Here is a 16597-nt window from a genome sequence, read left to right on the forward strand (position 1 = left end):
CATAGCGGAACCGACAAAAACGTCGGTAAGGTCCTATGCAAATTGCAGATTTGTCTGATTGGGAAGGCGATGAGTCAACGCCGCTGTCCTGGGCGGCGCTTGGACTAGACTCCAAGGAACCCCTTTATCAGGAATACGTCATGGAATCGCCAGTCCATAGCCTGCCTTCCTTGTTCAAGCAACTCGGGTTGCCGGACGATGTGCAAGGTATAGAGCAATTCATCTCTGCACATTCGCCGCTTAAACCGAGCCTGAAGCTGGCGGATGCGTTTTTCTGGAGCGACAGCCAGAAGGCATTTTTGCGTGAGCAGATTCTCGATGATGCGGATTGGGCAGAAGTGGTGGATGAATTGAATTTAATGCTGAGGGGCGGGAGGGCCTGAGCCGGTAAATCTGGATAAGCTGCCACCCATCCACATATTTGTATCAAAACTTGACTGAATCGGGTCCATCCATCATATTGATAGTTAGCAAACTAACATTGTGCGAATGATCCCGTGTCCCAAGCCCTCGAACAACTCCAGATGAACGTCAGCAGCAGCATGGTGGTAGGCGCCCGTAATTGGCGCAAAATCTGCCAGGCCACGCTGGTGAGCTATGGCATCTCCGAAGCTTGCGCAGTGCCACTGTTGATGATTGGTCGTCTTGGCGACGGCGTGCATCAGGTCAAGGTGGCCCAGGCCTCGGGGATGGAGAGCCCGTCCCTGGTGCGCCTGCTGGACCAACTGTGCAACGCAGGCTTTGTGTGCCGCACCGAAGATATCCATGACCGCCGCGCCAAGGCCTTGAGCCTCACAGCCCGTGGCCGTGAACTGGTGCAGGCAGTGGAAGAGCAGTTGGTGCGCTTGCGCCGTGAAGTGCTGGCGGGCATCACGCCCGGTGAGCTGGAGACTGCGCTGCGTGTGTTGCACGCCTTTGAGGCCGCCCATCAACAACCTGCGGTCGTGGCGCCTTGAACGGATTTTTTAGCGGCATGCCGCCGGCACGAGATTGGTTCTACGGCGCTCGAACATTTGCGGCGTCGATGATCGCGCTGTACATCGCCATGCTGATGCAAATGCCGCGTCCATATTGGGCGATGGCCACGGTGTATATCGTCTCCAGTCCGTTTGTCGGTCCCACCAGTTCCAAGGCCCTGTACCGCGCCGCTGGCACGCTTGTCGGGGCGGCGGCGGCGGTGTTTTTTGTGCCGATGTTTGTGCAAACCCCGTATTTGCTGGTGGTGGTGATTGCGCTGTGGACCGGTATTTTGTTGTTCCTCTCGATGCACCTGCGCACTGCCAACAGCTATGCCCTGATGCTCGCCGGCTACACCTTGCCGCTGATTGCCCTGCCGGTGGTGGATAACCCCTTGGCGGTGTGGGATGTGGCTGAAGCGCGCACCGAGGAAATTTTCCTCGGTATCGCAGTAGCGGCGGTAGTCGGCGCGATGTTCTGGCCCAGGCGCCTGGCGCCGGTGTTTGATGATTCGGTGAGCAAGTGGTTTGCCGAGGCGCAGGTCTACAGCCAGCGCTTTCTGAGCCGCAACGTACAGCCCGAAGAGGTCAGCACCCTGCGCGGCGCCATGGTTGCCACCTTCAACACCTTGGAGTTGATGATTGGCCAGCTTCCCCACGAGGGCGCGCGGCCGCAAACGGTGCGTAACACCAAAGAACTGCGTGGGCGGATGATCCATCTGTTGCCCGTGGTGGATGCTCTCGACGATGCCTTGTATGCCCTGGAACGCCGTACCCCGGAGCTGGTGGGCAAGTTCGCGCCGTTACTGGCCGCCACTGTCGAATGGCTGCAAAGCACGCAAAAGGACGCCCCTGTCGAACGCTGGCGCGCCCTGCGCGAGCAGATCGAAGCCCTGCAACCCGACGCGCAGGCCCTGGATGATCGCCATCAACTGCTGTTCTCCAACGCCCTGTATCGGCTGGGCGAGTGGGTCGACCTGTGGCAAGACTGCCGCAGCCTGCAAACGGCCATCCAATGCGAAAGCCAGGACACCTGGCGCGCGGTCTACCGCCATTGGCGCCTGGGCCGGCTGACTCCGTTTCTCGACCGTGGCCTGATGTTCTACTCGGCGTTTTCCACCGTCAGTGCGATCATCGTCGCCTCGGTGCTGTGGATCCTGCTGGGCTGGACTGATGGCGGCAGCGCGGTGATCCTGGCGGCGGTGGCCTGCAGCTTCTTTGCTTCTATGGACGACCCGGCGCCGCAGATTTACCGGTTCTTTTTCTGGACCGCCATGTCGGTGCTGTTCGCCAGCCTCTACCTGTTTTTGATCCTGCCCAACCTGCACGATTTCCCGATGCTGGTGCTGGCCTTCGCGGTACCGTTTATCTGCGTCGGCACTCTGACCGTACAGCCGCGCTTCTACCTGGGCATGCTCCTGACCATCGTCAACACCTCGTCCTTTATCAGCATCCAGGGTGCCTACGACGCCGACTTCCTGAGCTTCGCCAACTCCAACCTGGCCGGCCCCATGGGCTTGTTGTTTGCCTTCGTCTGGACCCTGATCGCCCGGCCGTTCGGCGCCGAGTTGGCGGCCAAGCGCCTTACCCGTTTCAGTTGGCGTGACATTGTCAGCCTCACTGAGCCTGCGACCCTGGCCGAACACCGGCACATGGGGGTACAGATGCTTGACCGCCTGATGCAACACCTGCCACGCCTGGCCATGATCGGGCAAGACACCGGCATCGCCCTGCGGGAGTTGCGGGTGGCGCTGAACCTGCTGGACTTGCTGGCGCACACGCCACGGGTCCTCGGCGTACCTCGGGTGCTGCTCAATCAGGTAGTGGCGGACGTTGGCGAGTATTTCAAGGCATGCCTTAAAGCCGGCGAACGCCTGCCAGCCCCCAGCGCTCTGCTGATGACCCTGGACCGCACCCGCCGCGCCCTCAACGGCCAGGGCCTGCAAGATGAGGGCGAAACCCGCTTGCACCTGCTGCATGCCTTGAGTGGCTTGCGCCTGGCGCTATTGCCTGGCGTGGAATTTGTCAGCAGCGCTGAGATGGACGCGCCGCTGCCTGATGGAGCGCCTTTATGATCGGTGACCTGGATATCAGTGGGGTATTCCTGCCCACGCTGCTGGTGCTGATGGGCATTACGTATGTGTTGTACCTGGGGGTGCACGGCTTATTGACGCGCATCCACTTCTATCGCCTGGTCTGGCACCGGGCATTGTTCAATGTGGGTCTCTACGCTCTGTTGCTGGGCGCGGTGGATTCACTCAGTCGATACCTGATGACATGAAAAAACCTTTTTTGACCATCGGCCGCGTGGTCCTGACGTTATTGGTGGTGAGCTTCGCCTGCGTCATGGTCTGGCGCATGGTGATGTACTACATGTTTGCGCCCTGGACCCGCGACGGCCACATCCGTGCCGACATCGTACAGATCGCCCCGGACGTTTCCGGGTTGATCCAGCAAGTGGACGTGCACGATAACCAGTTGGTGGCGCGCGGCCAGGTGCTGTTCTCGGTTGACCAGGACCGCTTCAAACTGGCCCTGCGTCAGGCCCAGGCCGCCGTGGCCGACCGCCATGAAACCCTGGCCCAGGCCCAGCGTGAGGCCAAGCGCAACCGTGGCCTGGGCAACCTGGTGGCCAGCGAGCAACTGGAAGAAAGCCAGTCCCGCGTGGCGCGTGCCCAATCGGCCCTGGCCGAAGCCCAAGTGGCGGTGGACAGCGCCCAGCTCAACCTTGATCGCTCCGTGATTCGCAGCCCGGTGGACGGCTACGTCAATGACCGTGCACCCCGCGTGCAGGAGTTCGTCACTGCTGGTCGCCCGGTGTTGTCGGTGGTGGACAGCAACTCTTTCCACATCGACGGCTATTTCGAGGAAACCAAGCTGAACGGCATCCACGTCGGCCAGAGTGTCGACATCCGCGTGATCGGCGACAACGCCCGCCTGCGGGGCCATGTACAGAGTATCGTCGCCGGTATCGAAGACCGCGACCGTAGCAGCGGCTCCAACCTGTTGCCCAACGTCAACCCGGCGTTCAGTTGGGTGCGGCTGGCCCAGCGGATCCCGGTGCGGATCGCCTTTGACGATGTGCCGGAGGACTTTCGCATGATCGCCGGGCGCACCGCCACGGTGTCAATCATCGATGATCAGCCAAAGCAGGGAGATACACCATGAAACCGGCGGCGCTGTTAGCCACCGCCGGGCTGGGATTGCTGCTATCGGCCTGTCAGGTGGTCGGCCCGGACTATCAATTGCCGGACAAGGCCGCCGTCAACCGTGCCGACCTGCAAGGTCGGTTGGCCGGGGAGGGCAATAACGTCATCTCGGCACCAGTGCCCACCGACTGGTGGAAGCTCTACCTGGACCCGCGCCTGGATGAACTGGTGCACCAGGCAATGGCCTCCAACACCGATCTGCGGGTAGCGGCAGCCAACCTGCAACGGGCGCGTTTCCAGGTACAGGAAGCTCAGTCGGCGGGCGGCTGGAGTGGCGGCGTGAAGCTTGGTGCCCAGCGTTTGCAGGAGTCCGGCGAAGCCTTCCTGTTGGCGGATAAAGTGCCGGTGGCCAACGTCGGTGACGTCGGCATCAGCACCTCGTATCAATTCGACTTGTTCGGCACCTTGCAGCGTGGCATCGAGGCCGCCCAGGCCAATGCCGACGCGACCCAGGCCGCCGTCGATACCGCACGCATTACCCTGGTGGCGGACGTGGTGCGCTCCTACACTCAGGTGTGCGCGGCCAACGAAGAGTTGGAGATCGCCCGGCACTCCCTCGACCTGCAAGCGCAAAGCACGCGCCTGATCCAGCGCCTGCGGGACGCCGGCCGTGGCGATGAAACCCAGGTCACCCGCTCGCAAACCCAATTCAAATCCCTGCGCGCCGAACTGCCGCGTTATGAAGCTTCCCGCCAGGCGGGGTTGTTCCGCCTGTCGATGCTGCTGGCCAGGCCTGTCGACCAATTGCCCGCCGGCACCCGTGATTGCGCCGAGTTGCCGCGTATTGCGCAATTGCTGCCGGTGGGTGATGGCGCGGCGCTGCTCAAGCGTCGTCCCGATGTGCGCCAGGCCGAACGTCACCTCGCGGCGGCCACGGCTGGCATTGGTGTTGCTACGGGTGAGTTGTATCCGGACATCAGCATCGGCGCCTCCATCGGTACTGTCGGCCTGCTGGAGAACCTCGGCAAACCGGCCGCCAACCGCTGGGGCTTCGGCCCGTTGCTGAGCTGGACCGTGCCGTCCAACGGTTCCCGTGCCCGGGTCCATGAGGCCGAAGCTGCGACCCAGGGCGCGCTGGCGCACTTCGACGGGGTGGTGCTCAACGCTATCCGCGAGACCCAGACCGGCCTGGCGCAATACACCGCACAACTGGAGCGCCGCGACGCCTTGGCCGAAGCCGAGCAATCGGCGCAACAGGCTGCCGACCAGACTCACCGGTTCTTCCAGGCGGGCCGCGAGTCCTTCCTGGCCGACCTGCAAGCCACTCGTACCTATACCGATGTGCGGGCGCAATTGGCGATGGCCAACACTCAGGTCGCCATGAGCCAGATCGATTTGTTCCTCGCGCTCGGTGGCGGCTGGGAAAGCGGACGAACGCAAGGCACAGAACCCGGCAAACCCTGAAGTGATTGCTATGCTTTGACAAGTGGGCCCCCGTGCTTTTTACAGGTGGAGCGTCCGCTTGACATTGCTCGCGACGTTCATGGGGATTCCAATAATGAAAAACCCTTATGCTCCCGCTTTCTGGTGCGTCTTCTTCGCACTGGTGTTGTTATCGGCGACTTACTTCTACGGCATCATGCTGGCTCATCAAATCGATAAGGCCATGGTGTTCCTGGATAGCGCCAGCGCGCTGATCGCCGTGCTGTCCATCGGTATGGTCGCCTGGGCCTCCTACCAGAGTCAGCGAACCAAGAGAAAACTCCTCGAACAAGGCAAGACGCGGGTGGCCATCTGGGACACCAAAGTCGCCCTGCGCCGGGTCGAGACGGTCTTTGACCGTTACTTCTGGGGCAGTTACTGGCAACCCGGGCGTACTTTCCAGGAAGTCATGGGCGAACTTACCGGTACACCCCTGGAAAAAAGCCTCGAAGCCTTGAAGCACCAATGCATGGTGCTGGACAGCCAAGTAGCCGAGGGCCGGCACTGGCTGGACAATGCGCGGGAACTGTCTGATGTCGCCACGGCCATGGCACGGGAGCGCTACCAGCTGGATTTTTGCGACCCCAGGGCGGATACGCCGAGCAATGCGGTCATTCATCGGGAGTTCGAGGTGTTGGTGTACACATGGACGGCGCGGCTGAAGAGCTTTGATCATCAACTGGATGAGTTCGAGACCGAGTATTCCTGAGCGGCCTGCCACTGTGGTTAGGTGCCTATGCTAACCTTCCCCGGATTTTCGGCGGGCGCGTGCCGATACCCTTCCGGGGTTCAGGGAAGACAGCCCACATCCACAGGATTGATCAGGTCACTACATGAATAAGTCAGCAGTCGTACTTTTGGGGTTTGTTGTTGCGGTCGGGGTTATCAGCACCGGTGGCGCCTGGTATACCGGCAAGCAATTGGAGCCGGTCCTGCAGACCGCGATCCAGGACGCCAACAAGGAACTGCAGGCTTCCATGGCCGGTGTCGACGGCACGGTGACCCTCGAACTGGTGTCCCTGGACCGCCAGTTGTTCAGCAGCACCGCCCATTACCGGCTCAAGGCCCAAGGCTCGGTGTTTGGCGAAGACCAAAAAGACTCTGAATTGTTGTTTGTCGACCATATCGAACACGGCCCGCTGCCGTTCTCCCGCCTGGTGTCGCTGAAGTGGTTGCCGGTCATGGCCACCAGTCACTACACGCTTGAGAAAAACGCCACCACCGAAAAATGGTTCGCTGCCACCAAGGACGTGTCGCCGATCAAGGGGGTGGCCAATATCGGCTACAGCCGTTCGGTAGATGGCAACGTCGAACTGCAACCCCTGGAAATCAAGGACGAGAAGTCCTCGGTGAGTTTCTCCGGCGCCAACCTGGACTTCTCCAGCTCCGCCGACGGCCAGAAGGTCAAGGTCAGCGGTTACATGGATGCCCTCAACGTTGCGCTGGTTGATGCCAGCGGCGCGCCGTTCCAGGCCGAGCTGAACGGGTTGACGGTGGCCAGCAACCTGGCCAAGAGCACCTTCGGCTTTTATACCGGGAAGAACACCATTGAGCTGACCAACACCAAGGTGACCTTTGGCCCGCAGCAAGCGGTGCTGACCCTCAAGGGCTTTGAACAGAAAGACAGCAGCGAAACCAAGGACAACAACTTGTCCGGTCGCGTCGACTACAAGATCGCCGAGATCGATTACCAGGACAAACCCGTGGGTTCGGCAGCCATGGCCGTGAGTGTGAAGAACATCGATATCCCGGCCATGCTGGTACTGACCAAGCTCTATCAAGACAAGATGCAACCAGTACAGGCGGCTTCCGCTGCCGGCCAACCCATCCCGCAATTGCAACTGAACGAAGCCGAACAAGTGCTGGCCCAGACCAACGTCGACCAACTGTTGGCCGCCAAGCCGCAAGTGGCCCTGGAAAACCTGGCCCTCAAGACCACCAATGGCGAAAGCCGCTTCAACCTGGTGGTGGACATGACCAAACCGTCGAGCATGGAGCTGCCGCCGGTTGAACTGGGCAAGCAGATCATCACGCTGCTGGATGCCAACCTGACGCTGTCCAAGCCGATGCTCGCCGATGTGGCGGGCCTGCAAGCGCAGGTCGCTGGCGTAACCGAGCCGAAAGCCATTGAGCAGCAGTCCCAGATGGCCAGTGACATGATCAGCAACATGGCCGTCGGCAGCCAACTGGCAACCCTGGAGGGCAGTGACATCGTGTCCAAGCTGCACTACGCCAATAATGAAGTGACCTTCAACGGCCAGAAAATGACCGTCGAGCAGTTCATTGGCGGTGTTCTCGGCAGGCTGGGCGCGTTGTAGCCACCGTCTTGCCCATCATCGGGCAAGAGCCAATTTCGGGTCATACATTCAGCAATCTCAAAACCCAAACGACTGCTACGCAGCCGATCGCAGGCTACGCCAGCGGCTACAGGTGACCGGTAATCGCCGGTCCTTGTAGCCGCTGTCGAGGCACGAGGCTGCGATGCGTGTCCGTAGGACCGCACCTCTCCACCCCCATCGCAGCCTGATTTTGCTGCCACCGCTATAAACCTTTATTTCCGTAGGACAATTCTGAACAATTGTTTGGAATTGTCCTTTTTTGTACCCCCCTCAGGGATATTGCGCCCCAGGAAAGCTTGGCCGGGTCATCGGACTCCGGCGCCCTGATGCCGTGTGTGACAGGTGAATCTATCGCTACAGCTTTCCGTGTAAGGGACGCTGACGAAATGCTGCACCACTCACATCCTGCTACCGATGGCCGATTGCGTCTGTTTATTCGCGCCGCGTTGTGCAGCCAACTGCTACTGCCCGCGCTGGCAATGGCCGATCCTGCCTACGACGTATTGATTCACCAGGCGCGCACCGGCAACTATGCGCCGGCGCTCAAACTGCTGCGCCAATTACCCGCCGAGCGCCAGACGCCAGGGCAAATCAGCGATCATCTGCTGATCGCCAGTTGGGCTAATCAAGACACAGAGGTGCTGAAGGTCTATGAGGCTCAAGGGCGCAACCGCAACCTGAGCACTTCTGCGCTGGCCACTGTCGCCCGTACCTACCGCAACCAGCAGCGCTGGGATCCGGCGATCGCGGTCTATCGCCAGGCAATGGTGCGCGAACCGAGTAACCCCGACTTGCAACTGGGTCTGGCCCTGACCCTGGCCGACGCCGGCCAGGGCGCCGAAGCCGTGCAGCGCCTACAGGCCTTGGTAGCCGCCAAGCCGGACGACGCGGATCGGCGCATGGCGCTGGGTTACGCCCTGACACGCGCCGGCTCGACCTTTGATGCACTGTTCGAATTTGACCAGGCCTTCATCCGCGCGGGCAACAATCCTGACGTTGCCCGCGAGTACGTCATTGCCCTGCAACGGGCGCGCATGCCGGAGCCAGCCTTGCGCCTGGCGGCCCAGCGCCCGGGCCTGTTGGACCCGGTCACCCAGCGCCGCCTGGAAGGCGACCTCGCCGCCGAGCGCGTGCGCCTGGCCGAGTTCACGACCCGTACCGAACAAGAGCGCCACGTCATCGCCGATCGTGCCCTCAAGAATTACAACCAGTTGCTCGCCACTTGGGGCCCGGATGCCAGCGCCCATGACGATGTGGTGCGCTGGCGCATCGACCGCATGGGGGCGCTCAAGGCGCGTGCCCGCACCGCCGAATTGATCTATGACTACCAGACCCTCAAGAGCGAAGGTGTGCAGATGCCCACCTATGCACTACGTTGGGTCGCCGCCGCCTACCTCGACCAGCGTCAGCCGGAAAAGGCCGCGCCGCTGTATCGCCAGGCGCTGACAGCCAAGGACGTCGATGCCAGTAATCACGTCGAAGACAGCACCGCGCTGTTCTACGCCCTGCTGGAAAACAATCAGGTGAGCGAAGCCCGTGAGGTCGCCAACAACCTGGCAAACACTCAACCCACACGGGTAGAACTCAAGGGCCTGCCCGTGGGCAACCCCAACGATGCCTGGATGGACGCCCAACAGTTGGCGGCCCAGGCCGGTACCTATGGCGCCGACCTGCCGTCCAGTGAAAAAAGCCTGGCAGCCTTGGTGCAGCAGGCGCCCGGCAATATCGGCCTGCGCCAGGCCCAGGCCGACATGTACCGTGCCCGGGACTGGCCGCGCCGCGCCGAAAACAGCCTCAAGGAGACCGAAAGCCAGGCGCCACGTGACATCGCCCTGGAAGTCTCACAGGGTTATACCGCCCTGGATTTGCAGGAGTGGCGCCAGCTCGACGTACTCACCGATGACGTGGTCGCCCGTGCCCCGGACAACCGCCAGGTGCAGCGCCTCAGTCGTTTGCGGGATGTACATGACATGGCCGAGCTGCGTGTCGAAGCCTATACCGGTAAAAGCTACGGTGGTGGCAACAGCGGGGCTGGCGCGGTGTCTGGCAGTCGTGACTTTGGCATCGAAACCCTGCTCTACAGCCCGCCCATCGATGAAGATTGGCGCGTGTTCGGCGGTGCCGGCTACGCTACCGCCGACTTCCAGGAAGGTACCGGCCATCATCGCTGGCAGCGCCTGGGTGTGGAGCGGCGTACCCGTGACATGACCCTGGAAGCCGAAGTCTCCAACCACGCCTATGGCTTTGGTAACAAGCAAGGCGCACGCCTGGCGCTGGCCCGGGATATCAATGACCACTGGCAATACGGCGCCAGCCTCGACTACCTCTCGGCCAGCACTCCGCTGCGCGCCTTGAACGCCGACATCACCGCCAATGGCGGCAGCGGTTTTATCCGCTGGCGCGCCAATGAAAGTCGCGAATGGAAACTGGCCCTGAGCCCGTCCCATTTCAGCGACGGCAACAACCGTATCGAAGCACTACTCACCGGCCGCGAAGGTGTCTACAGCTCGCCCAAGGTGCAAGTCGACCTCGGCCTGGAAGTCGGCACCAGCCGCAACAGCAAGGAAGACACGCCGTACTTCAACCCCCGTTCGGATTTCAGCGTACTGCCCACGGTGAACGTCAACCACGTGCTTTATCACCGCTACGAGACTCAGTGGAGCCAGCAGTTCCAGGTCGGCGCGGGCAGCTACAGCCAGCAGGATTACTCCACCGGTGGCATCGGCTTGATCGGCTACGGCCAGCGTTTTCGCTGGAATGACGTGCTGGAAACCGGCGCCAACCTGAGCTGGATCAGCCGACCTTATGACGGTGAGCGCGAAAGCGATCTGCGCCTGATCGTCGACCTTACTTACCGCTTCTAGAAGAGTCCGATCATGTCTGTCCTTTCCCGTTGCCTGTTGGCCCTGGGGTTAGTGCTGAGCAGCGCTTGCGCCCAGCAACCCGCACCTTTCACGCCACCCGCCGAGCGGCTCAAGCCCGCTAACGAAGCGCCGTGGCCGAAGAACCATTTCCTGGGTATTGCCTACCATGACGTCGAGGATCGCGACCCCGACCAGGCGGTGGTGGCGGTGCGTACCGAACGCTTGATCGAGCAGTTGTCCTGGCTACGGGAGAACGGCTACCAGCCGGTCACCGTCGACCAGATCCTGGCGGCACGCAATGGCGGCCCCGAGCTGCCGGCCAAAGCCATCATGCTCAGCTTCGATGACGGCTATGCCAGCTTCTACACCCGGGTCATGCCGATCCTGCGGGCCTATAACTGGCATGCACTGCTGGCGCCCGTGGGCAGTTGGGTCGATACGCCGTTGAACCAGCCGGTGGATTTCGCCGGTAAGCCGCGCCTGCGTTCAGACTTCCTCACCTGGCAACAAGTCCGCGAAGTCTCCCGGTCCGGCCTGGTGGAAATCGCCGCCCACACCGACGCCAATCACAAGGGTGTGCTGGCCAACCCCCAGGGCAACCTGCAACCGGCCGCCACCACCCGGCGTTTCGATCTCGCCACGGGCCAGTACGAAACCGAAGCGCAGTTCCAGGCGCGGATGCGCACCGATGTCGCCGCCATCTCCAACAAGATCCGCGCCGTGACCGGCAAGGCGCCGCGTGTGTGGGTGTGGCCCTACGGCGCCGCCGACGGCACTTCGCTGGCGGTGGTGGGCGAGCAGGGCTACCAGATGGCGCTGACCCTGGAAGATGGTCTCGACAGCCTCGGCAACCTGATGAGCAGCCCGCGCTTCCTGGTGGCCTCCGACCCGGATGGCGAGCATTTCGCCAACAGCATCGTCGCCGCCCAGACGCTCCCACCGCAGCGAGTGCTGCATGTGGACCTGGACAATGTCTACGATCCCGATCTGGAGCAACAAGGGCGCAACCTCGACCAGTTGGTGCAACGCGTGGTGGATATGGGCGCCAATACCGTCTACCTGCAAGCCTTCGCCGACCCCAAGGGCGATGGGCTGGTGCACTCGCTGTACTTCCCCAACCGCCATTTGCCGATGCGCGCCGACCTGTTCAACCGCGTCAGCTGGCAACTGCGCACCCGGGCCCACGTCAACGTATTCGCCTGGATGCCAGTGTTGAGCTTCGCCCTTGATCCGAAGCTGCCCCGTGTCACGCGTTGGGACCCGGAAACCGGCAAGGTGGCGATCGATCCGGACCAGTACCAGCGCCTGTCGCCATTTAACCCTGAGGTGCGGCAGATCATCGGCGAGATCTACGAAGACCTGGCGCGCACCAACGCCATCGACGGCGTACTGTTTCACGATGACGCGGTGTTCTCTGACTTCGAAGACGCCAGCCCCGACGCACTCAAGGCATACGCCGCCAACGGCCTGCCGGATAACATCGCCGCCCTGCGTGCCGATCCGGTCGTGATGCAGCGCTGGACCCGCTTCAAGAGCCGCTACCTGATCGACTTCACCTTTGAGCTGACCGCCAAGGTTCGCGCATTGCGCGGGCCACAGGTGCAGACCGCACGCAATATCTTCGCCGAACTGATGCTCAACCCCGATAGCGAAGCCTGGTTCGCCCAAAACCTCGACGACTTCCTCACCAGCTACGACTGGACCGCGCCCATGGCCATGCCGCTGATGGAGGGCCAGGAACTCAAGGACTCCAACGCCTGGCTGGAAAAACTCGTGGCTACCATCAAGGCCCGCCCGGGCGCCCTGCAACGCACGGTCTTCGAACTGCAAGCCAAGGATTGGCGCACCAAGGCCGCTCCCGATATTTGCGGGGTGCAAATGGCCGAGTGGATGGGCGTGCTCAAGCGTCAGGGCGTCACCAGTTTTGGCTACTACCCCGACAACTTCCTGGAGAACTCGCCGGATCTGAAAACCGTGCGTCCGGCCCTTTCCAACCAATGGAACCCTTGACTCATGTTTGACAGAATCCTGGCTCTACTCGTCTTGGCATTGGTGTTGGGTGTGCCCCTGGGACTGATCTTTCTGGTCACCGGGCAATTCCTGATGGACTTCGTGTTTTTCTATCCACTGTTCATGTCCGGGTTGTGGATCGCCGGCGGCCTGTATTTCTGGCTGCACTGGGAGCGTCACTGGCCCTGGGGAGAAGACACCCCGGCGCCGACCCTGGCCGGCAATCCGCTGATCTCGATCCTGATCCCTTGCTACAACGAAGGTGACAACGCCGCCGAGACCATCGGTGCCGCGCTGGCCCAGCACTACCGCAACATTGAAGTGATCGCCATCAACGACGGCTCCAGCGACAACACCGCTGCGGTACTCGATGCCCTGGCCTTGACGGAGCCGCGCCTGCGAGTGCTGCACCTGGCGCAAAACCAGGGCAAGGCCGTGGCCTTGCGCATGGGCGCGGTGGCGGCCCACAGCGAATACCTGGTGTGCATTGACGGCGATGCCTTGCTCGACCGCAACGCCGCGCCCTATCTGGTGGCCCCGATGCTCGACAACCCCCGGTTGGGCGCGGTCACCGGCAACCCGCGGATTCGCACGCGCTCGACCTTGATCGGTCGGGTGCAGGTGGGGGAGTTTTCCTCGATCATCGGTTTGATCAAGCGAACCCAGCGGGTGTTCGGGCGGATCTTCACTGTCTCCGGTGTAGTGGTTGCCTTCCGGCGCGCGGCCCTGGACCGGGTCGACTACTGGAGCCCGGACATGATCACCGAAGACATCGACGTCAGCTGGAAACTGCAACTGGATCACTGGAGCATCTTCTACGAGCCCCGCGCCCTGTGCTGGATCCTCATGCCCGAGACCCTCGGCGGCCTATGGAAGCAGCGTCTGCGCTGGGCCCAGGGCGGCGCCGAAGTGCTGTTCAAGAATATTCGCGGTATCTGGCAATGGCGCCATCGCTACCTGTGGCCATTGCTGTTCGAGTACTGCCTGTCCACCGGCTGGGCCTTCACCTTTTTACTGTCGGTGATCTTCTGGGCCGTGGGCAAGGTCGTGACACTGCCAGCAGCCATCGCCGTCGATTCGTTGATGCCGCCGGCCTTTACCGGCCTGCTGTTGGCGGTGGTGTGCCTGGTGCAGTTTGCGGTGAGCATCATGATCGACCGCCGTTATGAACGGGGCCTGTGGAAGACCCTGTTCTGGACCGTCTGGTACCCGTTGGTGTTCTGGCTGGTCAGTTTGTTCACCACCCTGGTCAGCTTCCCCAAGGTGCTGTTCCGCCAGCACCAGAAACGCGCGCGCTGGGTCAGCCCGGACCGCGGCATCAAGGCCCCCGGCAAGGAAATGAACTGATGAACCTGATCCGAACCCCCCAACGGCCTGTGATGCAGGCCATCGATATTTTCCTGACCCTGATGGCCTGGGCCGGGTTGGTGATGTTGCTGATGCGCGGCCTGGTGCCGATGCTCGACAGCCATGGCGGCCCGCGCATTGAGGCACCTATTTTTGCGGCACTGGATACTTTGCAAATCTACCTGTGGATCGCGGTGTTCAACGCTGTTTTGCTGATCAGTTGGGCGCGTTACCAGCAACGACGCGGCAAGCGCTTTGCCCAGCGCCGGTCAAAGGCCAAGGCACTGAGTGACAAGGGCTTGAGCGAGAGTTTCAGCCTCGGGGAAGGGGCCCTGGCACAGCTGCGCCGACCTGGCGTGCTGGTGATTCATAACGACCATGAAGGCGGTGTGCAGACAGTGAAGGCCCATGTGTCGCGGGACGTTGAGCGACCGGAGTTGAAGTTGGTGGAGCGCAAAGACCAGGCCATGTAGTTGCTGGCGAGGTACGTGCGATGGGTTTGGCTGATAGCCAAATAATGGCACCCATTAAAGTCTTGGCCAGATCGGTACCAAAACCATTACCGCTTGTCGGAATAAAAATTCAAATTGCAAGTCGTCAATCGTTTCACGATTTTTAATCGTTAATAATCAGTAGGTTATTAGATTATCGAACTTGTTTTCCTGCCAGGCCACAATCTTGGCCTGCTGGAAGTTCGGTGTTAGTTTGCCGCCCCTTGATTTTCGATGGACCGAACATGCCTTCATTATCGCCACGGACTCGGCTGTTGCTGGGCGTCTGCTTGCTAACCTGCTTCGCGCTGAACAGCGCGTCAGCGGCTCCCACGCCTGGCGATCAGGATTTGATCCGCGACCGGCAGAACCGTCTGTTGGAAGAACAACGGCGGCGCCTTGAAGAGCTCAAGGAACTGCCCGGCAAAGAAGCCAGGCCCGAAGCGCCTGCTACGCCGGTCGACACCCGCTGCTTCCCCATCAATACCATCGAACTCAAGGGCGCCGACAGCCTTATCGGCCCTGACCGCGAGCGCTTGCTCAAGCCTTATATCGGCCAGTGCCTGGGGGTGTCCCAGCTCAATCAATTGCTCAAGGTCATTACCGACTACTACATCGACAAAGGCCTGGTGACCAGCCGTGCTTACTTGCCGCAACAGGACCTGTCCAAAGGTCACCTGCAAGTACTGGTGGTGGAGGGCAAACTTGAACACTTCAAAGGCGCCGACAACAGCCAACTATCGGAGCGCGAGCTGGCCATGGCTTTTCCCGGCAAAGAGGGCGAGTTGCTGAACCTGCGGGAAATCGAGCAGGCCATCGATCAGCTCAACCGCTTGCCGTCCAACCAGGCGCAAATGGAGCTTGCTCCCGGGGAGGCCGTTGGCGGCAGTTCGGTGCTGGTGAAAAACACCCCGCAAAAGCCTTGGCGTGCCAGCCTGTCGCGTAATAACGACGGCCAGAAAAGCACGGGTGAGCAGCAGTGGGGCACCGGCTTTGAATGGGACAGCCCCCTGGGTCTGGGCGATCAGTTGTTTCTGCGCGGTGGTCACGACGCCATCAGCGACCACCAGAAAACCTCGAAAAACGCCATGCTCTACTACAACCTGCCCTGGGGTTGGTGGAACTTCAGCTACAGCTACAACCAGAGCGATTACCGCTCCGTGGGCCAGGGCGACGGCTTTGACTTCAAGCAAACCGGCGACAGTGAAAACCATCAACTGCGCGCCGAACGGGTGATCCACCGCGACGGGCTGAGCAAGACCTCGGTGAACGTCGGTGTGAGCCATTTGCGCACCAATAACTACATCAACGACAGCCACCTCGAAGAGAGCAGCAATCGCCTCAGCGAACTGCAATTGGGCATCAACCACGGCCGGCGGATCGGCAGCGCCTACGTCAACCTCGACGTTGGCATGCAAAACGGTACGGGTGCCTTCGACGCCCAGGGCAATCACAACCCTGGCCCGGGCATTCCCGACGCCCGCTACCGCAAATACACCGCCACCGTCAGCTACCTGCAGCCGTTCATGCTGTGGGGCGAGTCCTTCAGTTTTACCAGCCTGGCCACCGGCCAACGCAGCGAAGACGTGTTGTTCAGCTCCCAGCGCATGAGCCTGGGCGGCTCCTCGTCGATACGCGGTTTCAAGGACCAGCAACTGACCGGCGACAGCGGTGGCTACTGGCGCAACGACCTGCGCTGGAGCCGCCCGGTGACCCTCGGTTGGCTGCGCCCGGTATTCGGCGAATACGGCGCCAGTGTTGGTTATGACCAAGGTGTCATTCGCAACGCTCGCTACAACGGCGAAGTGCACGGTCGGGTCTCAAGTAACTCACTTGAGCTGTTTGCCCGGGGCCAATACGTCAGCACCAGCGTGACCTTTGCCCACTCGCTGGAACGACCGGCCACGCTACTTGAGCGTGAAGCACCGATCTACTTCCGCATGGATTTTTTCCTGTAAT

At 61.4% G+C, this 16597-nt stretch carries 13 protein-coding genes; all 13 read left to right on the forward strand.

Features of this window, described 5'->3' with window-relative positions; genetic code table 11:
- Positions 1 to 140 precede the first annotated feature (140 nt).
- The 13 genes from GIR22_RS11190 to GIR22_RS11250 all read left to right on the forward strand — a co-directional run bounded on the left by GIR22_RS11190 (position 141) and on the right by GIR22_RS11250 (position 16596).
- Entirely contained in the window at positions 141 to 383 is a 243-nt protein-coding gene (locus GIR22_RS11190) for a DUF2789 domain-containing protein (protein WP_154743479.1), read from the forward strand.
- Positions 384 to 524: 141 nt separating this feature from the next.
- The gene (locus GIR22_RS11195; RefSeq protein WP_154743480.1) at positions 525 to 956 is read left to right on the forward strand and encodes a MarR family winged helix-turn-helix transcriptional regulator; all 432 of its coding nucleotides are present in this window, start codon (positions 525 to 527) and stop codon (positions 954 to 956) included.
- Positions 953 to 3031: an FUSC family protein gene (locus GIR22_RS11200; RefSeq protein WP_154743387.1), complete on the forward strand. Its 2079-nt coding sequence runs from the start codon at positions 953 to 955 to the stop codon at positions 3029 to 3031. The genes GIR22_RS11195 and GIR22_RS11200 overlap by 4 nt, the downstream gene beginning before the upstream one ends.
- Positions 3028 to 3237 (forward strand): DUF1656 domain-containing protein, encoded by a 210-nt coding sequence (locus GIR22_RS11205; protein ID WP_154743388.1) that lies wholly within the window; start codon positions 3028 to 3030, stop codon positions 3235 to 3237. The genes GIR22_RS11200 and GIR22_RS11205 overlap by 4 nt, the downstream gene beginning before the upstream one ends.
- Positions 3234 to 4124, forward strand: a complete 891-nt coding sequence (locus GIR22_RS11210; RefSeq protein ID WP_154743389.1) for an efflux RND transporter periplasmic adaptor subunit — start codon at positions 3234 to 3236, stop codon at positions 4122 to 4124. Before GIR22_RS11205 ends, GIR22_RS11210 begins: the two co-directional genes overlap by 4 nt.
- Positions 4121 to 5569 (forward strand): efflux transporter outer membrane subunit, encoded by a 1449-nt coding sequence (locus tag GIR22_RS11215; protein ID WP_154743390.1) that lies wholly within the window; start codon positions 4121 to 4123, stop codon positions 5567 to 5569. The genes GIR22_RS11210 and GIR22_RS11215 overlap by 4 nt, the downstream gene beginning before the upstream one ends.
- Positions 5570 to 5663: 94 nt before the next feature.
- Positions 5664 to 6296, forward strand: a complete 633-nt coding sequence (locus GIR22_RS11220; protein WP_154743391.1) for an NADH:ubiquinone oxidoreductase subunit N — start codon at positions 5664 to 5666, stop codon at positions 6294 to 6296.
- Positions 6297 to 6420: 124 nt separating this feature from the next.
- A complete protein-coding gene (locus tag GIR22_RS11225) occupies positions 6421 to 7905 on the forward strand; it encodes a YdgA family protein (RefSeq protein WP_154743392.1) in 1485 nt (494 codons plus the stop codon).
- A gap of 407 nt (positions 7906 to 8312) precedes the next feature.
- Positions 8313 to 10790, forward strand: coding sequence for a poly-beta-1,6 N-acetyl-D-glucosamine export porin PgaA (gene pgaA, locus GIR22_RS11230; protein WP_154743393.1), 2478 nt, complete (start codon positions 8313 to 8315; stop codon positions 10788 to 10790).
- A gap of 12 nt (positions 10791 to 10802) precedes the next feature.
- Positions 10803 to 12800, forward strand: a complete 1998-nt coding sequence (gene pgaB, locus GIR22_RS11235) for a poly-beta-1,6-N-acetyl-D-glucosamine N-deacetylase PgaB (protein ID WP_154743394.1) — start codon at positions 10803 to 10805, stop codon at positions 12798 to 12800.
- A 3-nt stretch (positions 12801 to 12803) separates the two neighbouring features.
- A complete protein-coding gene (gene pgaC / locus GIR22_RS11240; protein WP_154743395.1) occupies positions 12804 to 14147 on the forward strand; it encodes a poly-beta-1,6-N-acetyl-D-glucosamine synthase in 1344 nt (447 codons plus the stop codon).
- On the forward strand, positions 14147 to 14620 hold the full coding sequence (pgaD, locus tag GIR22_RS11245) for a poly-beta-1,6-N-acetyl-D-glucosamine biosynthesis protein PgaD (protein ID WP_154743396.1): 474 nt from the start codon (positions 14147 to 14149) through the stop codon (positions 14618 to 14620). Before pgaC ends, pgaD begins: the two co-directional genes overlap by 1 nt.
- 263 nt (positions 14621 to 14883) lie before the next feature.
- Positions 14884 to 16596, forward strand: coding sequence for a ShlB/FhaC/HecB family hemolysin secretion/activation protein (locus tag GIR22_RS11250; RefSeq protein WP_154743397.1), 1713 nt, complete (start codon positions 14884 to 14886; stop codon positions 16594 to 16596).
- Position 16597: the final 1 nt, after the last annotated feature.

It is taken from the genome of Pseudomonas karstica, from assembly GCF_009707515.1.
Taxonomy (GTDB): domain Bacteria; phylum Pseudomonadota; class Gammaproteobacteria; order Pseudomonadales; family Pseudomonadaceae; genus Aquipseudomonas; species Aquipseudomonas karstica.

Excerpts from the sequence above, each read along its gene's own strand:
- GIR22_RS11190 (WP_154743479.1), top strand. The coding sequence starts at position 141 with ATGGAATCGCCAGTCCATAGCCTGCCTTCCTTGTTCAAGCAACTCGGG.
- GIR22_RS11195 (WP_154743480.1), top strand. The coding sequence starts at position 525 with ATGAACGTCAGCAGCAGCATGGTGGTAGGCGCCCGTAATTGGCGCAAA.
- GIR22_RS11205 (WP_154743388.1), top strand. The coding sequence starts at position 3,028 with ATGATCGGTGACCTGGATATCAGTGGGGTATTCCTGCCCACGCTGCTG.
- GIR22_RS11210 (WP_154743389.1), top strand. The coding sequence starts at position 3,234 with ATGAAAAAACCTTTTTTGACCATCGGCCGCGTGGTCCTGACGTTATTG.
- GIR22_RS11215 (WP_154743390.1), top strand. The coding sequence starts at position 4,121 with ATGAAACCGGCGGCGCTGTTAGCCACCGCCGGGCTGGGATTGCTGCTA.
- GIR22_RS11220 (WP_154743391.1), top strand. The coding sequence starts at position 5,664 with ATGAAAAACCCTTATGCTCCCGCTTTCTGGTGCGTCTTCTTCGCACTG.
- GIR22_RS11225 (WP_154743392.1), top strand. The coding sequence starts at position 6,421 with ATGAATAAGTCAGCAGTCGTACTTTTGGGGTTTGTTGTTGCGGTCGGG.
- pgaA (WP_154743393.1), top strand. The coding sequence starts at position 8,313 with ATGCTGCACCACTCACATCCTGCTACCGATGGCCGATTGCGTCTGTTT.
- pgaB (WP_154743394.1), top strand. The coding sequence starts at position 10,803 with ATGTCTGTCCTTTCCCGTTGCCTGTTGGCCCTGGGGTTAGTGCTGAGC.
- pgaC (WP_154743395.1), top strand. The coding sequence starts at position 12,804 with ATGTTTGACAGAATCCTGGCTCTACTCGTCTTGGCATTGGTGTTGGGT.
- pgaD (WP_154743396.1), top strand. The coding sequence starts at position 14,147 with ATGAACCTGATCCGAACCCCCCAACGGCCTGTGATGCAGGCCATCGAT.
- GIR22_RS11250 (WP_154743397.1), top strand. The coding sequence starts at position 14,884 with ATGCCTTCATTATCGCCACGGACTCGGCTGTTGCTGGGCGTCTGCTTG.